Source organism: Bartonella sp. AU18XJBT, from assembly GCF_028618595.1.
In the GTDB taxonomy this organism is placed as follows: domain Bacteria; phylum Pseudomonadota; class Alphaproteobacteria; order Rhizobiales; family Rhizobiaceae; genus Bartonella.
This window is the reverse complement of sequence record NZ_JAQITE010000006.1, coordinates 57,637-78,930: the sequence shown is the minus strand read 5'-3', so window position 1 is coordinate 78,930 and position 21,294 is coordinate 57,637. Positions and strand designations below refer to the sequence as shown.

At 37.8% G+C, this 21,294-nt stretch carries 16 protein-coding genes and 2 pseudogenes; 8 read left to right on the top strand and 10 right to left on the bottom strand.

What is annotated here, in order from left to right; all coding sequences use genetic code 11:
* Positions 1–140 precede the first annotated feature (140 nt).
* Positions 141–401 (top strand): DUF2312 domain-containing protein, encoded by a 261-nt coding sequence (locus PVV60_RS03430; protein WP_005774567.1) that lies wholly within the window; start codon positions 141–143, stop codon positions 399–401.
* A 528-nt stretch (positions 402–929) separates the two neighbouring features.
* Here PVV60_RS03430 and rimJ read toward each other — a convergent pair.
* The 5 genes and pseudogenes from rimJ to PVV60_RS03405 form a co-directional block, all read right to left on the bottom strand.
* A pseudogene (gene rimJ / locus PVV60_RS03425) lies at positions 930–1,493 on the bottom strand (ribosomal protein S5-alanine N-acetyltransferase).
* 320 nt (positions 1,494–1,813) lie between these two features.
* Positions 1,814–2,005: pseudogene (locus tag PVV60_RS03420) on the bottom strand (ABC transporter ATP-binding protein); the annotation flags it as partial.
* Positions 2,006–2,053: 48 nt separating this feature from the next.
* Positions 2,054–3,916 (bottom strand): ABC-F family ATP-binding cassette domain-containing protein, encoded by a 1,863-nt coding sequence (locus PVV60_RS03415; RefSeq protein ID WP_273723155.1) that lies wholly within the window; start codon positions 3,914–3,916, stop codon positions 2,054–2,056.
* Positions 3,916–4,302 carry a hypothetical protein gene (locus tag PVV60_RS03410; RefSeq protein WP_273723134.1) on the bottom strand — a complete coding sequence of 129 codons (387 nt, stop codon included), beginning with the start codon at positions 4,300–4,302 and terminating at the stop codon, positions 3,916–3,918. Before PVV60_RS03410 ends, PVV60_RS03415 begins: the two co-directional genes overlap by 1 nt.
* 103 nt (positions 4,303–4,405) lie before the next feature.
* Positions 4,406–5,041, bottom strand: a complete 636-nt coding sequence (locus PVV60_RS03405) for a thiamine diphosphokinase (protein ID WP_273723133.1) — start codon at positions 5,039–5,041, stop codon at positions 4,406–4,408.
* A 147-nt stretch (positions 5,042–5,188) separates the two neighbouring features.
* Between PVV60_RS03405 and PVV60_RS03400 the strand changes: the two genes are divergently transcribed.
* Positions 5,189–6,766, top strand: a complete 1,578-nt coding sequence (locus PVV60_RS03400) for a M48 family metalloprotease (protein ID WP_273723132.1) — start codon at positions 5,189–5,191, stop codon at positions 6,764–6,766.
* A 310-nt stretch (positions 6,767–7,076) separates the two neighbouring features.
* Here PVV60_RS03400 and PVV60_RS03395 read toward each other — a convergent pair whose 3' ends face one another.
* On the bottom strand, positions 7,077–7,988 hold the full coding sequence (locus PVV60_RS03395) for an RNA polymerase factor sigma-32 (RefSeq protein ID WP_273723131.1): 912 nt from the start codon (positions 7,986–7,988) through the stop codon (positions 7,077–7,079).
* A 577-nt stretch (positions 7,989–8,565) separates the two neighbouring features.
* Between PVV60_RS03395 and PVV60_RS03390 the strand changes: the two genes are divergently transcribed.
* From PVV60_RS03390 to PVV60_RS03380, 3 genes are all read left to right on the top strand, one after another.
* A complete protein-coding gene (locus PVV60_RS03390) occupies positions 8,566–10,146 on the top strand; it encodes a hypothetical protein (protein WP_273723129.1) in 1,581 nt (526 codons plus the stop codon).
* A gap of 21 nt (positions 10,147–10,167) precedes the next feature.
* Positions 10,168–10,509, top strand: a complete 342-nt coding sequence (fdxA, locus tag PVV60_RS03385; protein ID WP_273723128.1) for a ferredoxin FdxA — start codon at positions 10,168–10,170, stop codon at positions 10,507–10,509.
* A 304-nt stretch (positions 10,510–10,813) separates the two neighbouring features.
* Positions 10,814–11,398 carry a CarD family transcriptional regulator gene (locus PVV60_RS03380; RefSeq protein ID WP_273723127.1) on the top strand — a complete coding sequence of 195 codons (585 nt, stop codon included), beginning with the start codon at positions 10,814–10,816 and terminating at the stop codon, positions 11,396–11,398.
* A 2,048-nt stretch (positions 11,399–13,446) separates the two neighbouring features.
* Here PVV60_RS03380 and rpmF read toward each other — a convergent pair.
* Complete coding sequence (gene rpmF / locus PVV60_RS03375; protein ID WP_005774555.1) at positions 13,447–13,626, bottom strand: 50S ribosomal protein L32; 180 nt, start codon at positions 13,624–13,626, stop codon at positions 13,447–13,449.
* A gap of 432 nt (positions 13,627–14,058) precedes the next feature.
* Here rpmF and PVV60_RS03370 point away from each other — a divergent pair, with 432 nt between their 5' ends.
* The gene (locus PVV60_RS03370; RefSeq protein ID WP_273723126.1) at positions 14,059–14,961 is read left to right on the top strand and encodes a polyprenyl synthetase family protein; all 903 of its coding nucleotides are present in this window, start codon (positions 14,059–14,061) and stop codon (positions 14,959–14,961) included.
* 561 nt (positions 14,962–15,522) lie between these two features.
* Here the strand turns inward: PVV60_RS03370 and PVV60_RS03365 are convergent.
* From PVV60_RS03365 to ispG, 3 genes are all read right to left on the bottom strand, one after another.
* A complete protein-coding gene (locus PVV60_RS03365; protein WP_273723125.1) occupies positions 15,523–16,674 on the bottom strand; it encodes an MFS transporter in 1,152 nt (383 codons plus the stop codon).
* Between the two features lie 61 nt (positions 16,675–16,735).
* Positions 16,736–16,927: a hypothetical protein gene (locus tag PVV60_RS03360; protein WP_273723124.1), complete on the bottom strand. Its 192-nt coding sequence runs from the start codon at positions 16,925–16,927 to the stop codon at positions 16,736–16,738.
* Positions 16,928–17,455: 528 nt separating this feature from the next.
* Positions 17,456–18,697: a flavodoxin-dependent (E)-4-hydroxy-3-methylbut-2-enyl-diphosphate synthase gene (gene ispG, locus PVV60_RS03355; protein ID WP_273723121.1), complete on the bottom strand. Its 1,242-nt coding sequence runs from the start codon at positions 18,695–18,697 to the stop codon at positions 17,456–17,458.
* An 837-nt stretch (positions 18,698–19,534) separates the two neighbouring features.
* On the opposite strand from ispG, the gene PVV60_RS03350 reads away from it, so the two are divergent.
* Both PVV60_RS03350 and PVV60_RS03345 read left to right on the top strand, forming a co-directional pair.
* Positions 19,535–19,819: a hypothetical protein gene (locus PVV60_RS03350; protein ID WP_273723120.1), complete on the top strand. Its 285-nt coding sequence runs from the start codon at positions 19,535–19,537 to the stop codon at positions 19,817–19,819.
* Positions 19,820–20,695: 876 nt separating this feature from the next.
* The gene (locus PVV60_RS03345) at positions 20,696–20,920 is read left to right on the top strand and encodes a hypothetical protein (RefSeq protein WP_273723119.1); all 225 of its coding nucleotides are present in this window, start codon (positions 20,696–20,698) and stop codon (positions 20,918–20,920) included.
* The last annotated feature ends 374 nt before the right edge of the window (positions 20,921–21,294 follow it).

Sequence of the window (21,294 nt, the reverse complement as noted above, 5' to 3'; positions counted from 1 at the left end):
ATCTTAAAAATTTTACAAAATATTTAAAGTCAATTTGTAAAAAACTATATAGCTTGATTTACTTTTTGTTTTTCAAGCTTTTTCAAAATAAATTCGTCGTTGAAAAACAGCTTAAAATATATAACTTGGAGAAAAATATAATGAACGATACAGTAACCGATCAAACACACGCTATATCCGTAAACCAATTACGCTCTTTTATCGAACGTATTGAACGACTAGAAGAAGAGAAAAAAACCATTTCTGATGATATTAAAGACGTTTACACTGAACTTAAAGGCTCTGGTTTTGATAGTAAAGCTGTTCGAAGCATTATACGGTTGCGTAAAAAAGAAGAGCATGAACGAATGGAAGAAGAAGCAATCATTGAGCTTTATAAAAATGCGCTTGGTATGAATTAAAGCCATTGATAACATTTGAAATTTTCTTAAGAAAAGAAAATGCAAAAAACAAATGAATGTATAAAAATTGCACCTAATAATAAGCAGTTTGTGTAACTTGTAACAAGACTATCGGTCACAGAATACACAATATTGCAACAGCCCTCACATTAAAAGGATTTATACAGAGCATTTTTATCCTTGTCCTCCAATCATTTTTATCCACATAAACCCTCACTTGTATGCCAATCCAGTTTGTGATGTGCAAGAGAGGTGTTTTTTATGATTAAACATCAATAGATTTGAAGTGAGAAAGTCTTCCGATATTGAGGACTCTCTTCAAATTGAAAAAATGAATGCTGGTGATAAATCAAGTTATTATCTACGAAAAGAAACATATGAAAGTGGTCAGCCGTTGAAATCCGCTAAATGAGAGTCTGAACTATTTACAAAAGAAGAAATGGAGATCTTCGTCTTTTGGAATAGGCAGAAATACGGCATATTTACACATTTGATAAAAAGCCCCTTAATCGAGCTTTTAATAGAACTTTATTCGAACTTATTGACAGACTCGTACAGATTATTGATTCGAGAGGTTAGAATGTGATCTCTCCATTTCCCAGAAATCATCAAATAGTCTTTGGCATAGCCTTCTTTTTCAAAGTGAAGGCGCTTTAATAAACGTTCGCTTTTTATGTTCTCAGGTCTATAATTTGCCATCACTCTATGCAGATGATAAACATGAAAAATATGCCATATTAGCGCCGATAAACTCTCAAACATGAGACCTTTGCCTTGTTGTTTTTCATCAAGAGAAAAACCAAGATGGCAGGCTTGGAAAACACCCCGAACCACATTTGTAAAGTTGACAATACCGATAATTGTGTTTTCATTTTTTAATCGTAGGGCATATCGATATGCTTGTCCTTGTGCACTTTCATAAGAAAATGCATTGGCTCGTGTTTCCCAAGCTGTTAAGCTGTGCTAACCATCAGATCTTAAAGGTTCAAAAGGACGCAAATGATTCGTATTACGGAGGTAATAAGAAGACAGTTCAGCTGCATCTTCTAAACCGATCAATGTGGAAATTGTGCGCTGTGTTTTAATTGCCATCTTTTTCCCCTCCTAGAAATGTTCCAATAACACGTTGATTTATCCTAACAAATCATCACTTTTAAACTTAAATCATAACGTCGAATACAATAAGCTTTTCTCATCACAACACCTCTCACGTTAGAATAAATGAGGATTATTTGCTTTTCCATCATAAGCGGGGGTGGTGTATCTAGAGTATAAGGTAAAGACAAAGGAATGTCTCTTACGAATGCTCTCAAGTTCCAAAGGATCTGCAACCAACATTGGGAACTGGCAAAGTGTGTAATGAAATTGGCATACTTCCATATACGAAATTTTGAAAAAACTCACGACAAAGATAGTTTTGTTTCTTTGCCTTGTAAGCTTAGAGCATACTTGTTTTGCGCTATCATATCACTGCACCCGCATACAAAACCCAATGACCATCACCTTGAGGTGCTCTATGTTACAATACGATCTAAAAAATTTCTGTCATAACTCATCAACAACACTGTTCGCGCCAAATCAGCCATAAACTCTTGCAACAAATCCCCAAAAACGTGATAATGCAATATAAATCTCTTAAAATGTTTTAGATATTATCGTGAACACGCTTCCTTTTCTTCGCGTAAAATTTCAAGTTCTAACCATTCTTCTTCTTTTTGTGTGCAAGTATTTTTCTTTTTTTCCAACGCTGTTGATAAACGCTCAAAACGCTCTTTATCACTGCGATAAAGGGCTGGATCAGAGAGCTCCTGTTCAATTTTTTTGATTTCATTTTGCAAAACAGCAATTTCTCCAGGCAATCTTTCCAATGCATAAACCTGCTTATAAGACAATTTACCTCGTGTTTTTTTCTCCCGCACTATCAAGCTATGATCTGTTGATGAGTCCTGCTTTGAAAACTCTCCCGCTTGAGATTTTGAAGGTGCCTTACGCTGCGATAATTCTGTTTTTTTGCATTGTAAACTCAAAGCATGCTGGTTTTGCGCTATCATATCACTATAGCCGCCCGCATACAAAACCCACTGACCATCACCTTGAGGTGCCAACATATGCGTTACAGTACGATCTAAAAAGTCTCTGTCATGGCTAACCAACAATACTGTTCCCGCAAAATCAGCAATAAATTCTTGTAACAAATCCAAAGTTTCCATATCCAAATCATTGGTCGGTTCATCAAGAATCAAAAAGTTTGCAGGACGTGAAAGAAGTCGTGCAAGCATGAGGCGTGCTCTTTCTCCCCCGGAAAATTCTTTAAGAGGAGTACGTGCTTGTTCAGGCGAAAACAAAAAGTCTTTCATATAAGAAACGACATGCCGCTCTTGTCCATTGATCACAAGAGTATCACCTCTTCCTCCCGTTAAATAATGGGCTAAAGTTTCTTCTTCATTTAAAATACGTTGCTGATCAAGCAATGCCATAGAGAGGTTATAGCCATGCCTCACCGTTCCACTATCCACGGCTTCTTGCCCAATTAATGCAGAAAGGAGCGTTGTCTTTCCGATACCATTGGGTCCTACCAAACCGATCCGATCACCACGCTGAATGCGCAAAGAGAAATCTTTCACGATAATGCGATCACCATAGGATTTTGAAATTTTCTTTGCTTCAAGCACCAATTGCCCAGAATCATGACTTTTCGCTGCTGTCAAAAGTGCATTTCCCGGCTGCCCTTTATAGGTTTGATGACGCTGTCTTAAGTTTTTTAATTCGCCTAAGCGCCGTACATTACGCTTACGCCGTGCGCTCACGCCATAACGCAACCACTGCTCTTCACGAGCAATTTGGCGCCCCAATTTATGCTGCTCGATGGCTTCTTCTTCCAGTGCTTTATCACGCCAATTTTCAAATTCTGAAAAACGCTTTTCCAGTCTTTTGGTTGTGCCACGATCAAGCCATACCGTTGACCGCGTAACATTTTCTAAAAATCGCCGATCATGGGAAATCACCACAATCGCTGAACGCAAAGAAGACAAAATAGCCTCCAGCCATTCAATGGTTGGTAAATCAAGATGGTTGGTTGGTTCATCTAAGAACAAAATATCGGGTTTTGCAGCAATGGCCCGTAACAATGAAATACGTCGCTTTTCGCCTCCCGAAAGCGTTTCCAATTTTTCCGCCCCCGAAAACCCTAAATTTGTGCGAAGTGTATTGATCCACTGGACATCAGATGTATCGTCCAGCCCCGCTTCCATATACGCGTTAATATCTTCAAATCCTGAACAATCCGGATTTTGTGAGACATAACGGAGCGTCACTCGCGGGTGGCGAAAAATTTCGCCACCATGAGGCTCTAATATTCCTGCGGCAATTTTTAACAGGGTTGATTTTCCACAACCATTACGGCCGACCAGCGCAATACGCGCCCCCTGCTCAACCGATAAACAAGCTTGATTGAGCAAAGGCGTTTTTCCAAAATTTAAGAAAATGCGGTCAAGCCGCAAGAGCGGCACCGCCATTAACGAACGTGGCGCGGACAAGGTGCTTTATACATCACCCCTCTTGCATCACGGTAAGCACACAATTGTCGTACAGGAACTCTTTGTGCACAAGGTGCTTGGTAAACATGCCCTCTACGACCGCGATATGTGCACAATTGTGATGCCTGTCTTTGTTGTTTTCTTTGATTTGCAGCCGCGCCTGTTACTGTTCCAGCCAAAGCACCAAATGCTGCACCGGTAAGTGCTGCTCCAGGCGTACTTCCAGCAATAGCAGTTCCAGCCAAAGCACCGATTGCTGCTCCTCCTACGCCATAACGTGCAACGCGTTCATCGTTTGTAGTACAAGCGACTGAACTGAAACCAATGGCTGAAACAACGGCCACTTTAAAAATTGATTTTAACATATCAAAACCTTTCCTTCTCAAGATCAATACATAATATATCGTTTATGTCGGCACTTAATCACTAGTCCCCCCCTGCCTTATTCAAAATATTATTGGAAGAGCTTTACGGAATAGGCACAGACGCTAACAATATAGCTTTTCCAGAACCTAAATGGCAAGAAAAGGTTCCACAAATACGGTTAGAAAGTGTTAAAGAAGAGCCAAATGACACATTTTTGTCACAAATTGGCCATTTTACCCCTGCAAGAGTTAAGCTTTTTAAATCAGAAAAACCGATAATACTAAACAAACATCCCTTAGGCAAATCATACGAACAAGGTCTTGCCAAAACCGGCCAACCTTCTTCCAAACCGCTTGTCAACAACACTGAAATGCCCCTTTCAGCCATCATTAACGCTTGCGTCATATGAGAAAGGCTATGATCACTTCGCTCACCTCCCAAAGCACCGCACAAAATAAGCTTTTTAGCGCCATTTTGCAGCGCTCTTTCACAAGCCAGAGCACTATCTGTCATATCTTTATCAGAGGGAAAAACTTCGCGCGGAACATGACTATATTGGCGTATTAAATTCTCATCTGACGAATCAAAGTCCCCTAACCACAACTCAGGCGACACATCAAGCGCTGCCGCATGACGCATACCACCATCAGCAGCAATCACCCGACTGTTTTGAATTTGATTAAGCAAACGATCAGTGATACGAACATCTCCATTTAATAATATCGTAAATGTTGTCATGCCATACTTTGCCTTTCACAAAATTTCCTTTACAGTGCATCCTTTTATCAGTGAGAGTCATTTTCTATAAACAAAAAGCGTGATATAGCCCAACGAATCCTTATCCCTAATGTCTTTCTTAAAGAAACATACGATACAAAGATACAAATGCAATTTGCCAAATTACTCCGCAGAAATAATGTGCACCATGGTCCAACGCACCCCATTTTTCAAAGCAATTTTCTTTTTCACTCGTGCCTGTATAAAGCAACTTTCATAAGTTTAACGTTTCTCCTTTCAGCTTGTCATACACCCCTTTCTCAAAATGATAGACTTTCTTCCACTTCTTCTAAAACGATCAAACATACCAACAATCACGATATCTATGTCACATTAAGCGCTCTGCAACACCCACGTATTTTGCAAATGTATGGCGGCGCTTATTATAATGCAAAACTTGAACACCTTTTAGCAAAGATTGTCCGTAAACTGACAGTTGCATCCCATAGTTCTCATCAAAGCTATTCTGTAACCATTTTAAACTCAGAAAGCGTTAACGCATTTGCACTCCCCAATGGCGCAATCTACATCACTCGTGGTATGCTGGCATTAGCCAATGATTCTTCAGAAGTTGCTGCCATTTTAGCCCACGAGATAGCACATATTAGAGCCAATCATGGCATTTTGCGCCTGCAAAAAGAAGCCCAATTAAAGATGGCAAATCACGTATCTTCACATCTTCTTTCTTCTATTGGCAAAAAACTTCATACCCCTACGCAAAACAAGCAACAACTCGCGCAATTTTCCCGCAATCAAGAGCTGGAAGCCGATTCCCTTGCACTTGAAATGCTTCAACAAGCAGGATATGATCCATTTGCTTCACCGCGCTTTCTTCAAACAATGGAAGCCTATAGTGCTTTGCGTCATATCTCCGGCACCCAAAATGCCTCTCTAGATTTTCTAGCTTCTCACCCAACCACCCCTCAACGCATTCGGCTTGCGATAGAAAAAGCGTGTAAAATCAGTAAAGGGAATAGTAAAACAACCGATCGTGATTCTTTTCTCAAAAGCATTGATGGCATGATTTTTGGAGGAGGATTTTATACAGGTTTTGTACGGGGCAACCAATTTATTCACCCACAGTTGCGCGTAGCTTTTTCTGTTCCAAACAATTTTACAATAGAACATTCAGCACACACTGTTTGGGCCAGTGGACCAGATAAAATTGCGATTCGTTTTGATGCTCTTCCGCATCCTGCTGGAATATCTGCGAGTGATTATTTGAAAAGCGGCTGGATTATCGGGCTAGACCAATCATCTATCCGCCCCATTACAATTCAAGGGCTCCCCAGTCAAGAGTTTACGCATCAAGGATTTCAAAGCCAAAATTTACTTGGAGCACGAGCCCATGCTACCAATGAGCAATGGCAATTTGATGTGGTAGTCATTCCATTCAACAACCACATCTTTCGTTTTTTGACAGCCGCTCCGCATAATTCTCGAAATTTTGCAGAAGTTGCCCAAAAAACGCTGCAAAGCTTTCATGCTCTTTCATCTTCACAGTTAAAAAAATTGAAGCCCTTAAAAATCCGTGTTGTCCGCGTTAAACAAGGAGAAAACGTTGCAAATCTTGCAGATAAAATGCAATACACACCATATAAAGAAAAACTCTTTCGCATCCTCAACGCTCTCTCACCAACACAAACTTTACCCGCAGGTACAAAAGTGAAAATTATTACAGAATAAACCTTTTTCTCATCTGCTATAGTTTTGATTCTTTTCTATCTGTATAACGCCCCCCTTAAAGCATATTCGCAAATGAAAAGGGCCACTTTAAAAACCTATTTCATCATGCTTTTATAGGCTTCCGTTTGATACATATTTCCTACCAACCAACATCACCCCTATCTTCCTCTGTTTATCAGTAGCACCAAACACATCCCCAAGGAGGCATATTCCTAAACAAATCTGGACATTCCCTAAAACTGACTTCATCATATTCTCATATGCCCCCACTTATACGTTCTCTTTCCTCCCCCCCAAAGCCTTTCACTGCTTATATATCGTAAGCATCTTCTGAATGAACCGTAAGGAGAGCAGAACGTAATTTTTGCAAAGCTCTAGCTTCAATTTGACGCACGCGCTCTTTCGAGATTCCTAACTTTTCACCCAAAACTTCGAGAGTCGCCCCCTCTTCATTTAAGCGACGAAAGCGAATAATTTCCAACTCCCGTTCATTGAGAATTTGCAACGCATCGTAAAGCCACTGTGTACGCCTTTGACCATCAATGACTTGCTCAATTAAAGCATCAGGAAGAGGACTATCATCCACCAAAACATCCATCTTAGCAATGGGATTATCACTGTTCTCAGAAACCGAAACACTCAAGGAATTATCAGAACTGGAAAAACGAAAATCCATTGTTTCAACATCGCGTACGGAAACGCCAAGCTTTTCAGCGATTGTACGAAAAATATCCTGTTTTGACAAAGCACTATCATCTTGTATCAGTTTTGCACGCAAACGCCGAAGATTAAAGAAAAGTGCTTTTTGCGAAGAACTCGTTCCCCCTCGAACAATTGACCAATTTCGCAAAATATAATCTTGAATAGAAGCGCGTATCCACCACGTTGCATACGTTGAAAAACGCACTTCCCGATCAGGTTCAAAACGTGCAGCTGCTTCTAACAGTCCCACATATCCTTCTTGTACCAAATCCCCCAATGGCATTTTAAAACGTTTAAAGCGATTAGCAATAGCAATCACTAAACGCATATGAGCCGCTGCAATTTGATGCATGGCATCATCATCACGTTTGTCTTTCCACCGCAGAGCCAAATCATGCTCTTTTTGTCGTTCAAGATAAGGTGCTTGCATAGCGGAACGCATCATACTACGTCCTAAGCTTTTGTCTGCATCGCTATAATTTTTGCTGCTTTTATAAACAGCATTTGAAAGATTACCCATAATAACCCCTTGCGATTAAAATTATCAAAATTGATTTGGCAACGACATCATTGTTCTCCTCAAAAAGAACGCAAAAGTTGTTAACTTCTGTACTCACTACTTTAACGTGTAATTTTATAATCGCAATTGTTTTTTTCATTATCATGGTAAAACTTTTTATCATGAGACACAATTTCACCTGCAAAATGCCTTTACAATATGCCTTTTAGCCTATGAAATATTTGAAAAATTTTTCTCTTCACTTTTCATGACAAAACAGCAAAAAAAATAAAATGACCATGCAAAACAAATGCTGTTTTTTGATAACCGATACCGTTTCCTTTTAAACTGAAGAATTTATTTATGCTTTCAGCTTTACATTACAACCAATAAGTGTAATTTACAAATATAAAGCACCCAAACTGAATGAAAACTGAATAAAAAAAGAAGCATCCAAGTTTTAAAGGTGCAAAAAGAAACATCAAAAAACGACAAGAGTGATTGAAGCAAACGCAACAAACGTGTTAAAGAAAGAGAGCCATTATGAAATTGTCGCAAAAAGCTTTTGACCAATTTCGCACTGAGAAAGAAAATGATCATGAATAGCAAGATTGTTCAACAGAATGAGATTCTTCAAGATGATATTCTCATTGAAAAACACGGAAGGGGTAAATTTGAAGGTTTTCGTTTTTATGCCAACAAAAATAGTACCGATCAAATAACTGACAAGCAAATTTCAACAGAGAATGAAAATTTGATTCTTGCTTTTTCCAAACGCGCGACACGTTTTTGTGCTTGTGCAAATGGAGATTTTACCCTCAGTTCTGATGGAATTGTGCGCTGGATTGGTCAGCCCGTAGGACAGCTTGTAGCAACAGAAGATTTTTTCAAACCAAAACTGATTGTCTTAGCAGATGAACAACTCACAGGAGAATCCCGCGATAACGTTGTGAAGCGATTAGAACGCTTTGTCACCTTTCATTTTGAAACGACTTTAAAACCTCTATTTGATTTGCGTAATGCTGATAATTTAACGGATTCAACAAACAGTCTTGCTTTACAACTTTTTAACTCTTTAGGGATTTTACCACGCCGCGAAGTCTTAGACATTGTCAAAAAACTTGCACAAGAATCACGTGCCGTGCTTCGGCGTCTAGGTGTGCGTTTTGGCGCTTTTCACATCTATGTTGCCGGAATGCTTAAACCTGCTCCGGTTCAAGCCATTACTCTCCTGTGGAATCTTCAAAATGCGGGACAAGATCAAACTGGTTCGGGTGAAATTTTGTCAGCATTATCTGCTGGTCGAACCTCTTTGATTGTTGACCCTACCTATAACCGCCAATTTTATCAATTAGCTGGCTACCGAATCTTAAGACAACGTGCTGTACGGATTGATATTTTAGAACGTCTTGCCAATCTCATCCGCCCCGCACTGCATTGGAAACAAGGAAGTGATCCCAAACCAGATGGCGCCTATGATGGAAAAAGTTTTTTTGTGACACCAGCCATGATGTCTATTCTTGGAGCCAATGGAAATGATATGGAAGAAATCCTCAAAGGACTTGGTTATCAATCGTACAGCATAAGCAATACTATTTTTGAACAAAATCTCCTTGCACACCAAGCCTCTTCCCCTATCAATGAGACAATGCAAGCTGTTCCAGCAGCAGAATGCGTTGGCAGTCAATGGAAAACAATAAGCAATTCAGAAACAACACAAGAAGAAAAAAATACCTCATACCCAAACACTTTATCCTCTGATATTGAACACCCTCTCCATAAAACCAATCGTTTACCAGCAGCTGAACCTGTTGGGAATTTTGCCAAATCTCCTCTCCCGACAGAAGAAGATAAAGTTATTTTATTATGGCATTATAGGCATCCATTTCACCACAACGCACAAAAAAAACGTGATAAATTAGGAAATAAGTGGCAAAATAAATCGAAGAGCGCTGTAAAAAAAGGGGAACTCACAAATGAAAACTCCCCTCAAGAAGCACCATCACAAACAAAACGCTCTCATAAGTTCCAAAAATCCCAAGGTAAACATGCAAATCATAAGCCTTTTCAAAAAGAAAAGCGCTTTAACCCTGATTCACCTTTTGCGAAACTAGCTGTACTACGCGATCAACTCACCAATCATAAAAACACGCACACACTTTCCTCTAAAGAGAATTAAAGTAACAAATGGAGTTTGATCTTGACCCACGTAGTAACCGACAACTGCATTCACTGCAAATATACGGATTGCGTTGAAGTCTGTCCTGTTGATTGTTTTTATGAAGGGGAAAATATGCTTGTTATTCACCCTGATGAATGCATCGACTGTGGTGTTTGTGTGCCAGAATGCCCAGCAGAAGCGATTTTACCTGATACAGAACCAGGATTAGAAAAATGGTTAGAACTTAATCTTCATTATGCAAACAAATGGCCCAATTTAACCACAAAAAAAGATCCTCTTCCTCAAGCAAAAGAAATGGATGGTGTTCCAAATAAATTAGAAAAGTATTTTTCAGAAAAACCAGGAAGCGGCGAAGAGTAATGATACAGTGTACACCCTCCTCCTTTAACAATTGAAAGACTTCTCTTGTAAAAATAAAAAAATCCTTAAGCGAAATGATTGATTCTTTGGAAGTTTGATGTTAGTGTTATTTTAACATGATCATCTTTCTAAGTATTTTTCTTTGCTTTTTATAGTAAAGCGGTGTATTTTTTTTGGATTTAAAAGTACTCGGCTTTTATGCTCACTTAATTGGTACAATATACTTGGTTAAAGAAAACTCAACCCTCAGGTTTATAACCTGTTTTCCGATACATTTGTTGATCATAAGGGAGTAAACTAAAATATGGCATCCCAACATGGAACGTCTTCCAAGACCAAAGAATTTGCGACCTCTGAATATATCGTCTACCCTACGCATGGAGTAGGACAAATTATAGCGATTGAAGATCAAGAAGTTGCAGGACATAAATTGAAACTTTTTGTCATTCATTTCGCGAAAGATAAGATGGATGTCAAAGTCCCCATTGCAAAAGCCCTTTCCGTTGGAATGCGTAAATTATCTGCGAGTGATTCTGTCGAACGCGCCTTAAAGGTTTTACGCGGAAAAGCACGCGTCAAACGAACCATGTGGTCACGTCGTGCACAAGAATATGACGCTAAAATCAACTCCGGAGATCTTATTTGTATCGCCGAAGTGGTCCGTGATCTTTTCCGCTCTAATCTACAGCCTGAACAATCTTACTCTGAACGCCAACTTTATACAGCTGCCCTTGAAAGAATGGCCCGCGAAATTGCGGTTATTAATAGTCTTTCTGAAACAGAAGCTATCAATCTCATAGAGATGCATCTCTCCAACAAGCCGGCACGCGAGTTTAAAGCTGAGAGAGAAGAAACAGATGAAAACAGTAAAGCTGTCTACGCTGCATAATACACTCTTTCATCATAATGAGATATTTTGATAAAACCAGCTTTTGCTGGTTTTATTTTTTTAACATCCTCTCTACTCTTAAGGACAAAGTTTCTTAACCAGCGCCAATCTACAAACAATCTAACTTTTCGACAAATTCCTCCTCCTCATTTTCTTGCTTCATAGATAAAAAATTGATTAATCATCATAATCTAACATTATTCATATTAAACTAGAATCTTGAATATCGTAAGATTTTTCATTTCAAATTTCTCTCATGTTGAATCAATGACAATCACTTGCTTGTCAATCACAAGCGGAGCTGATCTGTAGGTAAAAACCATACAAAAAGAGCGAGAAGAGTCTTAAGCACCAAAAGATATAGCAACATTGGAATCTAGCAAAATGTGTAAGGCTGCAGGCTTGCTTTTTTATCAAGCATAAAGATCATAGTATCGTTTATACACTACACCGAGACTTTACCCTTCTACAAAACCATTATAACATTCAAAAACGCCACCATAAAATGGATACAACAAATATTGAAAAATATTCCTTTTAAAAAACGTGTGACGGTACAACATAAACATATTTTGTCTTGGGCACTCTATTTTGCATGAGAAACATTTCCCATTAAAGAACGCGATAAACAAAAGCATGAAATAAACCATTATCTCCATTCTATAAAAGGCATTCCAAATACTTTTGAAAGCTGTAAAGCTAATTTTAAAAATAACAATAAAAATGAACGTTGGCATTGCCCCTTGCAACTTCATATTTTTCTAAAATGAGGTTATATTTTCATTTCAGAGATTACGAGATATACGCAAGTATTCTTACTCCAATCAGACATACAAAATCTAGAATGATTCATAGAACTCTAAAAGTCTCAATCTCTGTTTTAAACAGACCGCTGAAAATTGAATATTGATGAACAGATAACAAAAAAATCACAAACTTAGGTAAGCAACACCACAAAACTATTCATAAACCAGCTATGTACCGGAGAGTCATACCAACTTTGATAAAATACTTTGCTCAACCCCATACATAACACATCTGGTTTTAAGTTTACTTATTTTTACAAGCTGTTCGTAACAAATCCCTTATATTCACAAAAATAAGAAAAATATATGGACAATTCTTAGTTTAAAAATATGAAAATGAAATGTGATATTCATAGAAAAGTCTCATGTGCCTTTATCATCAAAAGTACTAAAGATTATTATAAATGTGTACACCTTCTGTCTTGTAACGGTTTTCTCTTTTCTGCTCATAAGAAAGCACGCTGGCATCAGCATACAATTACCCCCCAATGTTACAACAATCCTTACATTTGAAAGTATTCATTATAGACATTTTTTCCTTTCTTATAGAATGTTCACCCACATGCCAGCCCCACTTGTGACCGAAAAGCAAGGGATTACCATTGATTCAACATGAGAGAAATTTAAAATGAGAAAATCCCACGATAGACCTTTCATTCAAGACGCAAAACAACGAATGATCTTTATAAATCAATGTGATGTAAATCTCTATTTTTTTCGGAGAATCACATGTCACAATGTAAGCCTCTAGACAAACCATTGCCTTAAATATTCTCATAAAAAACACCGATATGCTTAAAGCCTTACATGGGTTACCCGTCTTAAACGACGATATTTTACGGTCTAATAGGATTCCCTCTACAGTCAATAAAAATTAAGTGCGATACAAAATGCTTCCATTACTGAGCTAACTTATATCAATACCCCAGCTCTTAACGAAGTCATCATAAAAGACACTGACACAAGCAATCCTTTATATCCTCTCAAGAAAAAGCGAAAAACACATCTTACCAAATGCATTCACGAGTGAATCAAAGGAAACTTACTACTGGAAAAGAGATAAAACGCTAAAGTTTTAACCACTAAAACGGAACGCCCGCGATACATTCCCGTTTTCAAATCAATGTGATGAGGACGACGTAAGGGCACCCCAACACCCACATTAAAGTGAAAATGCACGCCTCAAGCGTGCATTCACGAGTGAATCAAAGGAAACTTAATACTGGAAAAAAGATAAAACGCTCAGTCTTTAACCACTAAAACGGAACGCCCGCGATACATTCCCGTTTTCAAATCAATGTGATGAGGACGACGCAATTCACCAGAATTTTTATCTTCGATATAAGTCGGCGCCTTCAGAGCATCAGCCGAACGGCGCATGCCCCTCTTCGCTGGAGAGGTTTTTCGTTTAGGTACAGCCATAAAAAGACACTCCAAATCCATTAAAACAGAAAAAGCAATGTCAAAAATGACAATGCTTCATTTAAAAACACCATAAAATTTGAAGATATTATACACTGATAAAAAAGAAGAGGCAATGTCAAAATGATCCTCCTCTGACCAAAAATGACCTTCTTTTCATCAAAAATGGTGTCACAGTGATCAAATGAATATCAAAAACACCGCAAAATTTAAGAATTTTATACATCAATGAAAGCTTTTTTATAAGACCTTCATTTAATTTTTATTTAGTTTAAAAATGGATTTGCACATACAATAGAGATATGGATAAAAAGAGAAATTGATTTTTAATAAAAAACGACGCCAATTTATGACAACAAGAAAAAGCGACAACCTTTCTCTCTTTCTCTTAAACTTCTTAATTTCATTTTTGTAAAAACAAAGGAAGCAAGAATGCACGAATTTACCACCCTTCTTGCAAAACATGGACATACCGTTGAAAAGCGGCTTGATACTCTGTTAAGTGATCAAATCCAAAATGGTGAAATTTCACGCCCTAAAAACTTAATCAAAGCCATGCGCTATGGTGTGCTGAACGGTGGAAAACGCCTGCGTCCTTTTCTTGTGATTCAAAGTGCTGCACTATTTGATATTCCTGTAGAACATTCTCTTGATGTTGCATGTGCCTTAGAATGTATCCATTGTTATTCGCTCATTCATGATGATCTTCCCGCTATGGATAACGATATACTCCGGCGTGGAAAACCCACCGTCCATATAGCATTTGATGAAGCAACAGCAATTCTAGCAGGCAATGCCCTCTTAACATTTGCCTTTGAAATTATTGCCCATAAAGCCAGTACTCTATCGACAGACATTAGAATAAAGCTGATCACGTCTCTTGCACAATCGGCAGGGCTTGGCGGTATGTTAGGTGGACAAATGCTGGACCTTGAAGCTGAAAAAAGACCGCAAGAAAGTACTGACATCACCACTCTACAACGCATGAAAACAGCAGCCCTGATAAGCTTTGCTTGCCAAGCAGGCGCCATCATTGGCAATGCATCTAAAGAATTAACCGAAAAGCTTACTGAATTTGGTACCTATCTTGGTTTAGCCTTTCAATTAACCGATGACCTTCTTGATGTCACCGCCAACACACAAACCCTAGGAAAAACGGCTGGAAAAGATGAAACGGCACAAAAAGCAACTTTTGTTCATCTTTATGGCATTGAAGAAACCCAAAAAAAGCGAGATACACTCATCAGTAAAGCAGAAACATTCTTACATCCTTTTGGCGCTAAAGCACTCCCCCTCCAACAAGCAGCACACTTTAGTGCACTACGCAAAAATTAAACTCCATCCGCCCCATTGCACATAATGTACACCGTCATCTGTATTGAATGCATGATAGACTTTTCAAAGAAAAGTTACCATTAATCTTCATCATAGTCCTTATCATGAAATAGGTGCAATAAACCTTGAGAGGAATTTCATTAAAACAAGCCACGTGAATTTATAATACAAGTGCATTCTGGTATCCTATTTTGCATGAAAAATGCCCTCCATTAAAGAATGAAAAAAAGAAAATGTGAAATAATGCGCAATCACTATTCCTTAATAAGCATATAATCCAGCACAATCATTTTCTTTATCAGCGTCCAATCTTGTCAGCAACTCTTGGTGCAATATTCATGAGAAGCATTTTTATTTCTTTTGTAATGATTTTATGCCATGCCCACTTATAACGTACAAGCAGATGACTTTGATTGCTTCAACATACATAGATTTGAAATAAGAGTAACGGATAATATTCTGCTTTCCCATTCAACATGCAAAACAATGATGCGCCTTAATAAATAAAAGCCTTGATTCACTATAAACTCCATGAAACACACGTGAAATACATTACTATTTTCACTGAGCTTTTTTGAAAGTTCCTTCTAAAAAAAACATTGCCAACAGGTAAACCAATAAATAAATACCCAAAATATAAACGAGTGAGAAAAAGCCAAATATATCGACCATATACGCACTCATGTAAAAAAATACCAAGAGGCTAAATCTCCCAACGGTTGACAAGAAAGATTCATATGTAGCCCTGAAATGATCACTAATACTATCATGCAAAACAACTTCTACACGAAGATATGTATACCTAATTAAGTAAAAAATCATACAGACTAAAATAACAGCAATTTCTTTTTTCGGCTCAAAGAAAACCACTGTAAAAATCAGTGAAACCAAAAGAAACAGCAATAAAACAAAATTCACCCTTTCACTTAGTTTTGTAAAGAGAAAACTAGCCAAGAGCTGAGAGAGCAATATCAGTGAAAATGTTACACCAAGATCAAAATAAGTGACATTAATATGATGATCTTTAAATATCCACTGCCAATACTGCGAGAATATATTGGAAAAGATCAGTGAAAAATAAAAGCATAAAGAGATATAAGGAACCTTAATAAAAATAGACAACATCTCCTTAGCATCATAAATGAGAGAATTCGCTTTATTTGGTTTTTTCTCTCCTTTCAGGTCATCAAGAAAAAATAACCCAAAGAGTGTTGTCATCGACATTAAAAACGCCGCAATATACCATATATATTGGCTCGAATAATCAGCAAAATATGCGCCAATTAAACTGAATATAAACATGCCGATGTAATTATATTGAGAGCTCGCTCCCAGCACTTTTTTAGTCGATGTCCCTTTTGCTTTTGCATATTGAACAAGTAAAGCATTATAAGCCCCCGCAATCAATGTCAGCGATAAGGCATTAAAAGATTCTGCCAAAAGAAAACCATAAAAGCTTGTAGAAAATCCCATGAGACACAGCCATGTAGCAGCAAAAGCTGCTGCCAAAACGATCGATATTTTATAACTTTTTCTATCGGCAAAATATCCCAGAGGAATATCTGTAACCATCATAATAAAAGCCTGAAACGACTTAATGATCCCGATATCAATAAGAGTTAGCCCTTTTTCAAGCATATAAAATACAATAAAGGCACCTGTTAAAATTCTTATACCGTTAAATAAAAATCCAAATGCTAATATACTTGTCATGCATCCCCCAATAACGCCAAAAAAGGGCAACCTATACATCCTTTTATATAAAGATAAAAGCTTAAATTTTACGACAAATAGGGTAATAACCGCTATACGGATCTCCAATCCTATCAATTTTATAGCTGGAAAAATTAATAAGTAATGTTTTTTCTATAATTTGACATTTGTCAAAATCCATTAAATATTTTACTGCCTCAAGAGCAGCCAAAAAATCAGCAACCGCATGATACGGATCTATCAAAGTATTCATATAGTTTTGCTTAATACTCTTAACAAACTAAAACGAATCGATATCCTTTATAGGCTTCTGATTCATAACATGTATAACCTCTGATTTACTTTGAAATAATAAGCAGCCCAACAACAGTATTGACCGTAGCAAAAGCAACATATTGATTTATAAAGAGTATTCATTGTTTTGCATATTGAATGAGAATCCCGAATATTATAAAATCCTATCATTTCAAAACTGTTTTGTTTTATGTTGAATCAAAATCTCTTTCACGTCACAAACGAGAGAGCCCATGTGGAGTAAAAATGCCTTTTATGAAGTGTCTCAAATGTTAAAGACCCTATAGGGGCAGGCAAATATATTAATGGTACCGACTTGTTACTTATAAGCGTAAAGAGGGTGGATATTCTATAAGTTTTATATTATTCATGAGGAAGCTTTACCATTATATTCTTCACAAACATCGTCGTGAAATGGACTTAGGGATCTTAAGAGGTGTTTTTTAAACCTGCTCCTCTTTTTTTTAACTTTATGAGATTGTTTACCTCACCCCTGTCCAAAGCGTGTATGAATATAATTACTCAAAAGCGCTTCAAATTCTTCAGCAATGTGATCACCCCGCAAAGTTTTCACCTTTTGTCCATCAATAAAAACAGGAGCCGCAGGACTTTCCCCCACTCCAGGCAAAGAGATTCCAATATCCGCATGTTTGGACTCCCCCGGTCCATTGACGATACATCCCATCACGGCAACCTTCAAACTTTCAACGCCAGGGTATTTTTCACGCCAAACAGGCATATTTTTGTATAAATCTGCTTCAATTTTTTGCGCCAATTGTTGAAAGACCGTTGAGGTTGTACGCCCACAACCAGGACAAGCCGCAACCACAGGCAAAAATTGCCGAAAACCCATTACTTGCAAAAGTTCTTGCCCCACTTTTACTTCTCGTGTCCGATCACCACCAGGTTTTGGTGTTAAGGAAATTCGTATTGTATCGCCAATCCCTTGCTGTAATAAAATGCCCAAAGCCACCGAAGAAGCAACAACGCCCTTTGTTCCCATCCCAGCTTCCGTTAATCCCAAATGAAGAGCATAATCACAACGCGCAGCCAGGGTGGTATAGACAGCAATAAGATCTTGAACATCACTCACTTTAGCAGAAAGAATAATTTTATCACGCCCCAACCCCATCTCTTCAGCGCAAAGAGCCGATTGCAGAGCAGACTGCACAACAGTTTCCCGCATCACTTCAGCAACCGATAAAGGATTTTCTTGCTGTGCATTTTCATTCATAAGCCGTGTTAACAATGCATTATCAAGAGACCCCCAATTCACGCCAATGCGAATAGGTTTATGATACCGACAAGCAATCTCAATAATTTTTGCAAATTGACGATCTTTTTTTGCGCCAAAACCAACATTTCCAGGATTGATGCGATATTTTGCAAGCGCCTCAGCACACGCAGGATGATCAGATAAAAGCTTGTGTCCAATATAATGAAAATCCCCAACCAATGGCACAAAAAATCCTAACCTCTCCAATCGCTCCCGTATTTTTGGTACAGCTGCCGCGGCTTCATCGCGATCAACAGTAATCCGAACCAATTGTGAACCAGCTTGCCAAAGAGCAGCCACTTGAGCAACAGTTGCATCAACATCAGCTGTATCTGTATTGGTCATTGACTGTACAACTATCGGGCTCTGCCCCCCAACGATCACATCGCCAACAGCAACACCAACAGAGCGACGACGCTCAAGTGGTTTAGATAAAAAATAGGTCGTACTCATCAAGTCCTCAAATTTTTAAAACCTGCGCTATCAATCATCATTTACATTGACTTCCTCCGCGCTTCAAAGGACGAAAATTACACCGCCTACCAATCTTAACAGATTGCTCTCAAAAGGTTCCACCTACTAACACTGATGCAATACAATTCATAGGTTGATTCATTCTATAGACGCATCGGATAAGTTCTACTACTTCTGTTCAAATCTATACTTCTATACTTGGTTGATTCAAAAAGAAACTGAACCAAACAGAAACAATACTGTATTTTTAAGTTGCATTCCTATACCTTACACCAACGTCATCGCAAAACAGTGTTTTACAACACAACAGATAACGCCTAAGACAACGCCTATCAAAGCGCAATTTTTAAAAATTGCATGAAAGACACCGCCAAATTAATCCAACATGTTGATTTATAATAATCTATTTTTTACAAATTTGGATAGCAAACCAAAATATCGCAAGATTTTCTCATTTTAAATCTTCCTAATTGAATCAATCAACACCACTCCCTACAACCACAAGAGAACATGTAGATAAAAATTCCTTATAAACTATTTCAAGTGCCAAAAACTACCCTAACACTTTAAACAAACAAAAAAAAATGAATCTCACACCATTTTGTAAAAATTTTTATCTTACATCCTTAACAAACACCATCACAAAATGGGCTCGAGCACATTAAGAAATACCTCATTAAACCCAAACTCTTAATTCGCACCTCACCCACACGCGGCATTATCAATGCAACCTTTCAATTTTCAAGCCGTTATAGCAAAACCCCAAACACAATTCCAACTGTCACACAACAATTTAACACATGAAGGAGTCAATAAATGTGTCTATTTTCACCCCATAGAAAAAATGCTAAAATTAAAAAACGTATAGCACAATTAAAAAGAGAGCTGGTCCCCGTAAATCATTGGAGTTCTCAAAATGATAGCTTTGAAAACATTTCTGAGCTGTTTAACACATGGAAACAAAAAGGCCGTCACGCGCTTTATCACCTCAACGAACATGCTACAGAATTAAAGAAAAAAGCGAAAGAAAATCCTAAAAAAACCCTCGCATTAGCAGCAGGAGTTGCTTTAGTAAGCTTCTTTCTAATCCGTAAAAATTAACAACACAACCAACAACCTTCCCTTTTAATGCCCGACTCAAAGCGGGCATTTTTTATGGTTTACAAAATATAAACTTTACGTCTTCCCCCTAACTTTACGCTCCCTCCCAAAAGGATAAGTTTTCTATCCATCCGACCAGTCTATAATCCAGCTTTTGTCTATCGGAAACCTATCCACGCATGCGATTCACATCACCACACCTCAAAGGACGACATTTCTAAAGGCAACAAGCAAGCCCTACGATGAATGTGCTCCCCACACGAACAACTTAACGTGTCAAAAAGACGTCTGATACAACACCTCAAATAAGGATATTCACGGTACCATAAGATAACAACTCAAATATTCAATCCCAAACTTCCCCTAATTTCGCAGACTTCCCAAAACTTCATTGTGTATAGAGACTAAAAACAACAAATTAATACTGCAAAAACTTATACTTTTACTCTATGTATCTTTGATTGTCATTTTAATTGGGGAAAGGGAAGGATATTTTGATATTGAAAACCTACACTCCTCTCACTAACAGATGTTTTTACAAAAAATGCCTTTAAACAAAAGAATTTTTTCTCAACGACAATCGTTGCATTTTCCTTTGAATTTCAAACGAACGCATTTGCAATAATTATTCTATTTTTTTCAACTCATTTTACCAGAACATAGAACAAATTAAACAATTAAAACAACAGATTGCACATTTTAAAAATCTACTCGATGAAATAAAAAACGACATGGTTTCTTAAATAAAACACCCGCAGCTCTTCAAAGAACATTCAAAAAGCAAAAAGGTCATGACCCCCATCGCACTAATTTTAGTCACTTTCAAAAATTGACAGGTAGCAGCGACAGCGAAAATACTGAAAAGAGGAAAGAAAAATGTTTATACAAAGAGCCATTGAAAAACGCAAAATCAAAAGGCCGCAGTTGATATTTTTGATGAACAAAAAGTCAAAGCACAACATAAAGCAAGCTATTTACGAAAAAGCGCGTGAAAAACAAAAAACCATCAAACAGCTCATTGACCAACTTAAAAATCCTAAAGATACGGATCAAATTCAGCCCATTCAAACACCCTACGCAGCCCTACAGATTCACGAATAAGAGTTCTACAAATGGAAACATCGGCAATAATCCAACAAAAAAAGAAGAACGTGAAGCGAAAGAATTTAGAAAACGACACAAAGGTTATACCCCACCACTCTGTGGTCATTAAACTGGAAAAAGGAGAAAAATCATAACAAAGTCATTATTACAACACTGCTACTCTGCACGGCTCTTGTCTCTGCTGGTTGCGAAAGAACCTATAGCGTAGCAGAATTTAAAAAAGATAAAAAATGATTCGACGAATGGGCTATGAGATGTAGATAGTCAGGAACTTCAAAAAATTGTGAAAACCTACGAATAGCTGATCACAAACTTGCCATAGAACGTCAGAAAAAAGCAAAAAGAAGAGGCAGCTAAAAGAAAAGCCGAAT

What these genes read in the sequence shown, in the direction of transcription:
- PVV60_RS03395 (WP_273723131.1), bottom strand. Translation starts at nt 7,988, where the DNA reads ATGGGTAATCTTTCAAATGCTGTTTATAAAAGCAGCAAAAATTATAGC.
- PVV60_RS03360 (WP_273723124.1), bottom strand. Translation starts at nt 16,927, where the DNA reads ATGAATACTTTGATAGATCCGTATCATGCGGTTGCTGATTTTTTGGCT.
- PVV60_RS03365 (WP_273723125.1), bottom strand. Translation starts at nt 16,674, where the DNA reads ATGACAAGTATATTAGCATTTGGATTTTTATTTAACGGTATAAGAATT.
- PVV60_RS03405 (WP_273723133.1), bottom strand. Translation starts at nt 5,041, where the DNA reads ATGACAACATTTACGATATTATTAAATGGAGATGTTCGTATCACTGAT.
- PVV60_RS03410 (WP_273723134.1), bottom strand. Translation starts at nt 4,302, where the DNA reads ATGTTAAAATCAATTTTTAAAGTGGCCGTTGTTTCAGCCATTGGTTTC.
- PVV60_RS03345 (WP_273723119.1), top strand. Translation starts at nt 20,696, where the DNA reads ATGTTTATACAAAGAGCCATTGAAAAACGCAAAATCAAAAGGCCGCAG.
- PVV60_RS03390 (WP_273723129.1), top strand. Translation starts at nt 8,566, where the DNA reads ATGAATAGCAAGATTGTTCAACAGAATGAGATTCTTCAAGATGATATT.
- PVV60_RS03400 (WP_273723132.1), top strand. Translation starts at nt 5,189, where the DNA reads ATGCAATTTGCCAAATTACTCCGCAGAAATAATGTGCACCATGGTCCA.
- PVV60_RS03380 (WP_273723127.1), top strand. Translation starts at nt 10,814, where the DNA reads ATGGCATCCCAACATGGAACGTCTTCCAAGACCAAAGAATTTGCGACC.
- PVV60_RS03430 (WP_005774567.1), top strand. Translation starts at nt 141, where the DNA reads ATGAACGATACAGTAACCGATCAAACACACGCTATATCCGTAAACCAA.
- ispG (WP_273723121.1), bottom strand. Translation starts at nt 18,697, where the DNA reads ATGAGTACGACCTATTTTTTATCTAAACCACTTGAGCGTCGTCGCTCT.
- rpmF (WP_005774555.1), bottom strand. Translation starts at nt 13,626, where the DNA reads ATGGCTGTACCTAAACGAAAAACCTCTCCAGCGAAGAGGGGCATGCGC.
- PVV60_RS03350 (WP_273723120.1), top strand. Translation starts at nt 19,535, where the DNA reads ATGTGTCTATTTTCACCCCATAGAAAAAATGCTAAAATTAAAAAACGT.
- PVV60_RS03370 (WP_273723126.1), top strand. Translation starts at nt 14,059, where the DNA reads ATGCACGAATTTACCACCCTTCTTGCAAAACATGGACATACCGTTGAA.
- PVV60_RS03415 (WP_273723155.1), bottom strand. Translation starts at nt 3,916, where the DNA reads ATGGCGGTGCCGCTCTTGCGGCTTGACCGCATTTTCTTAAATTTTGGA.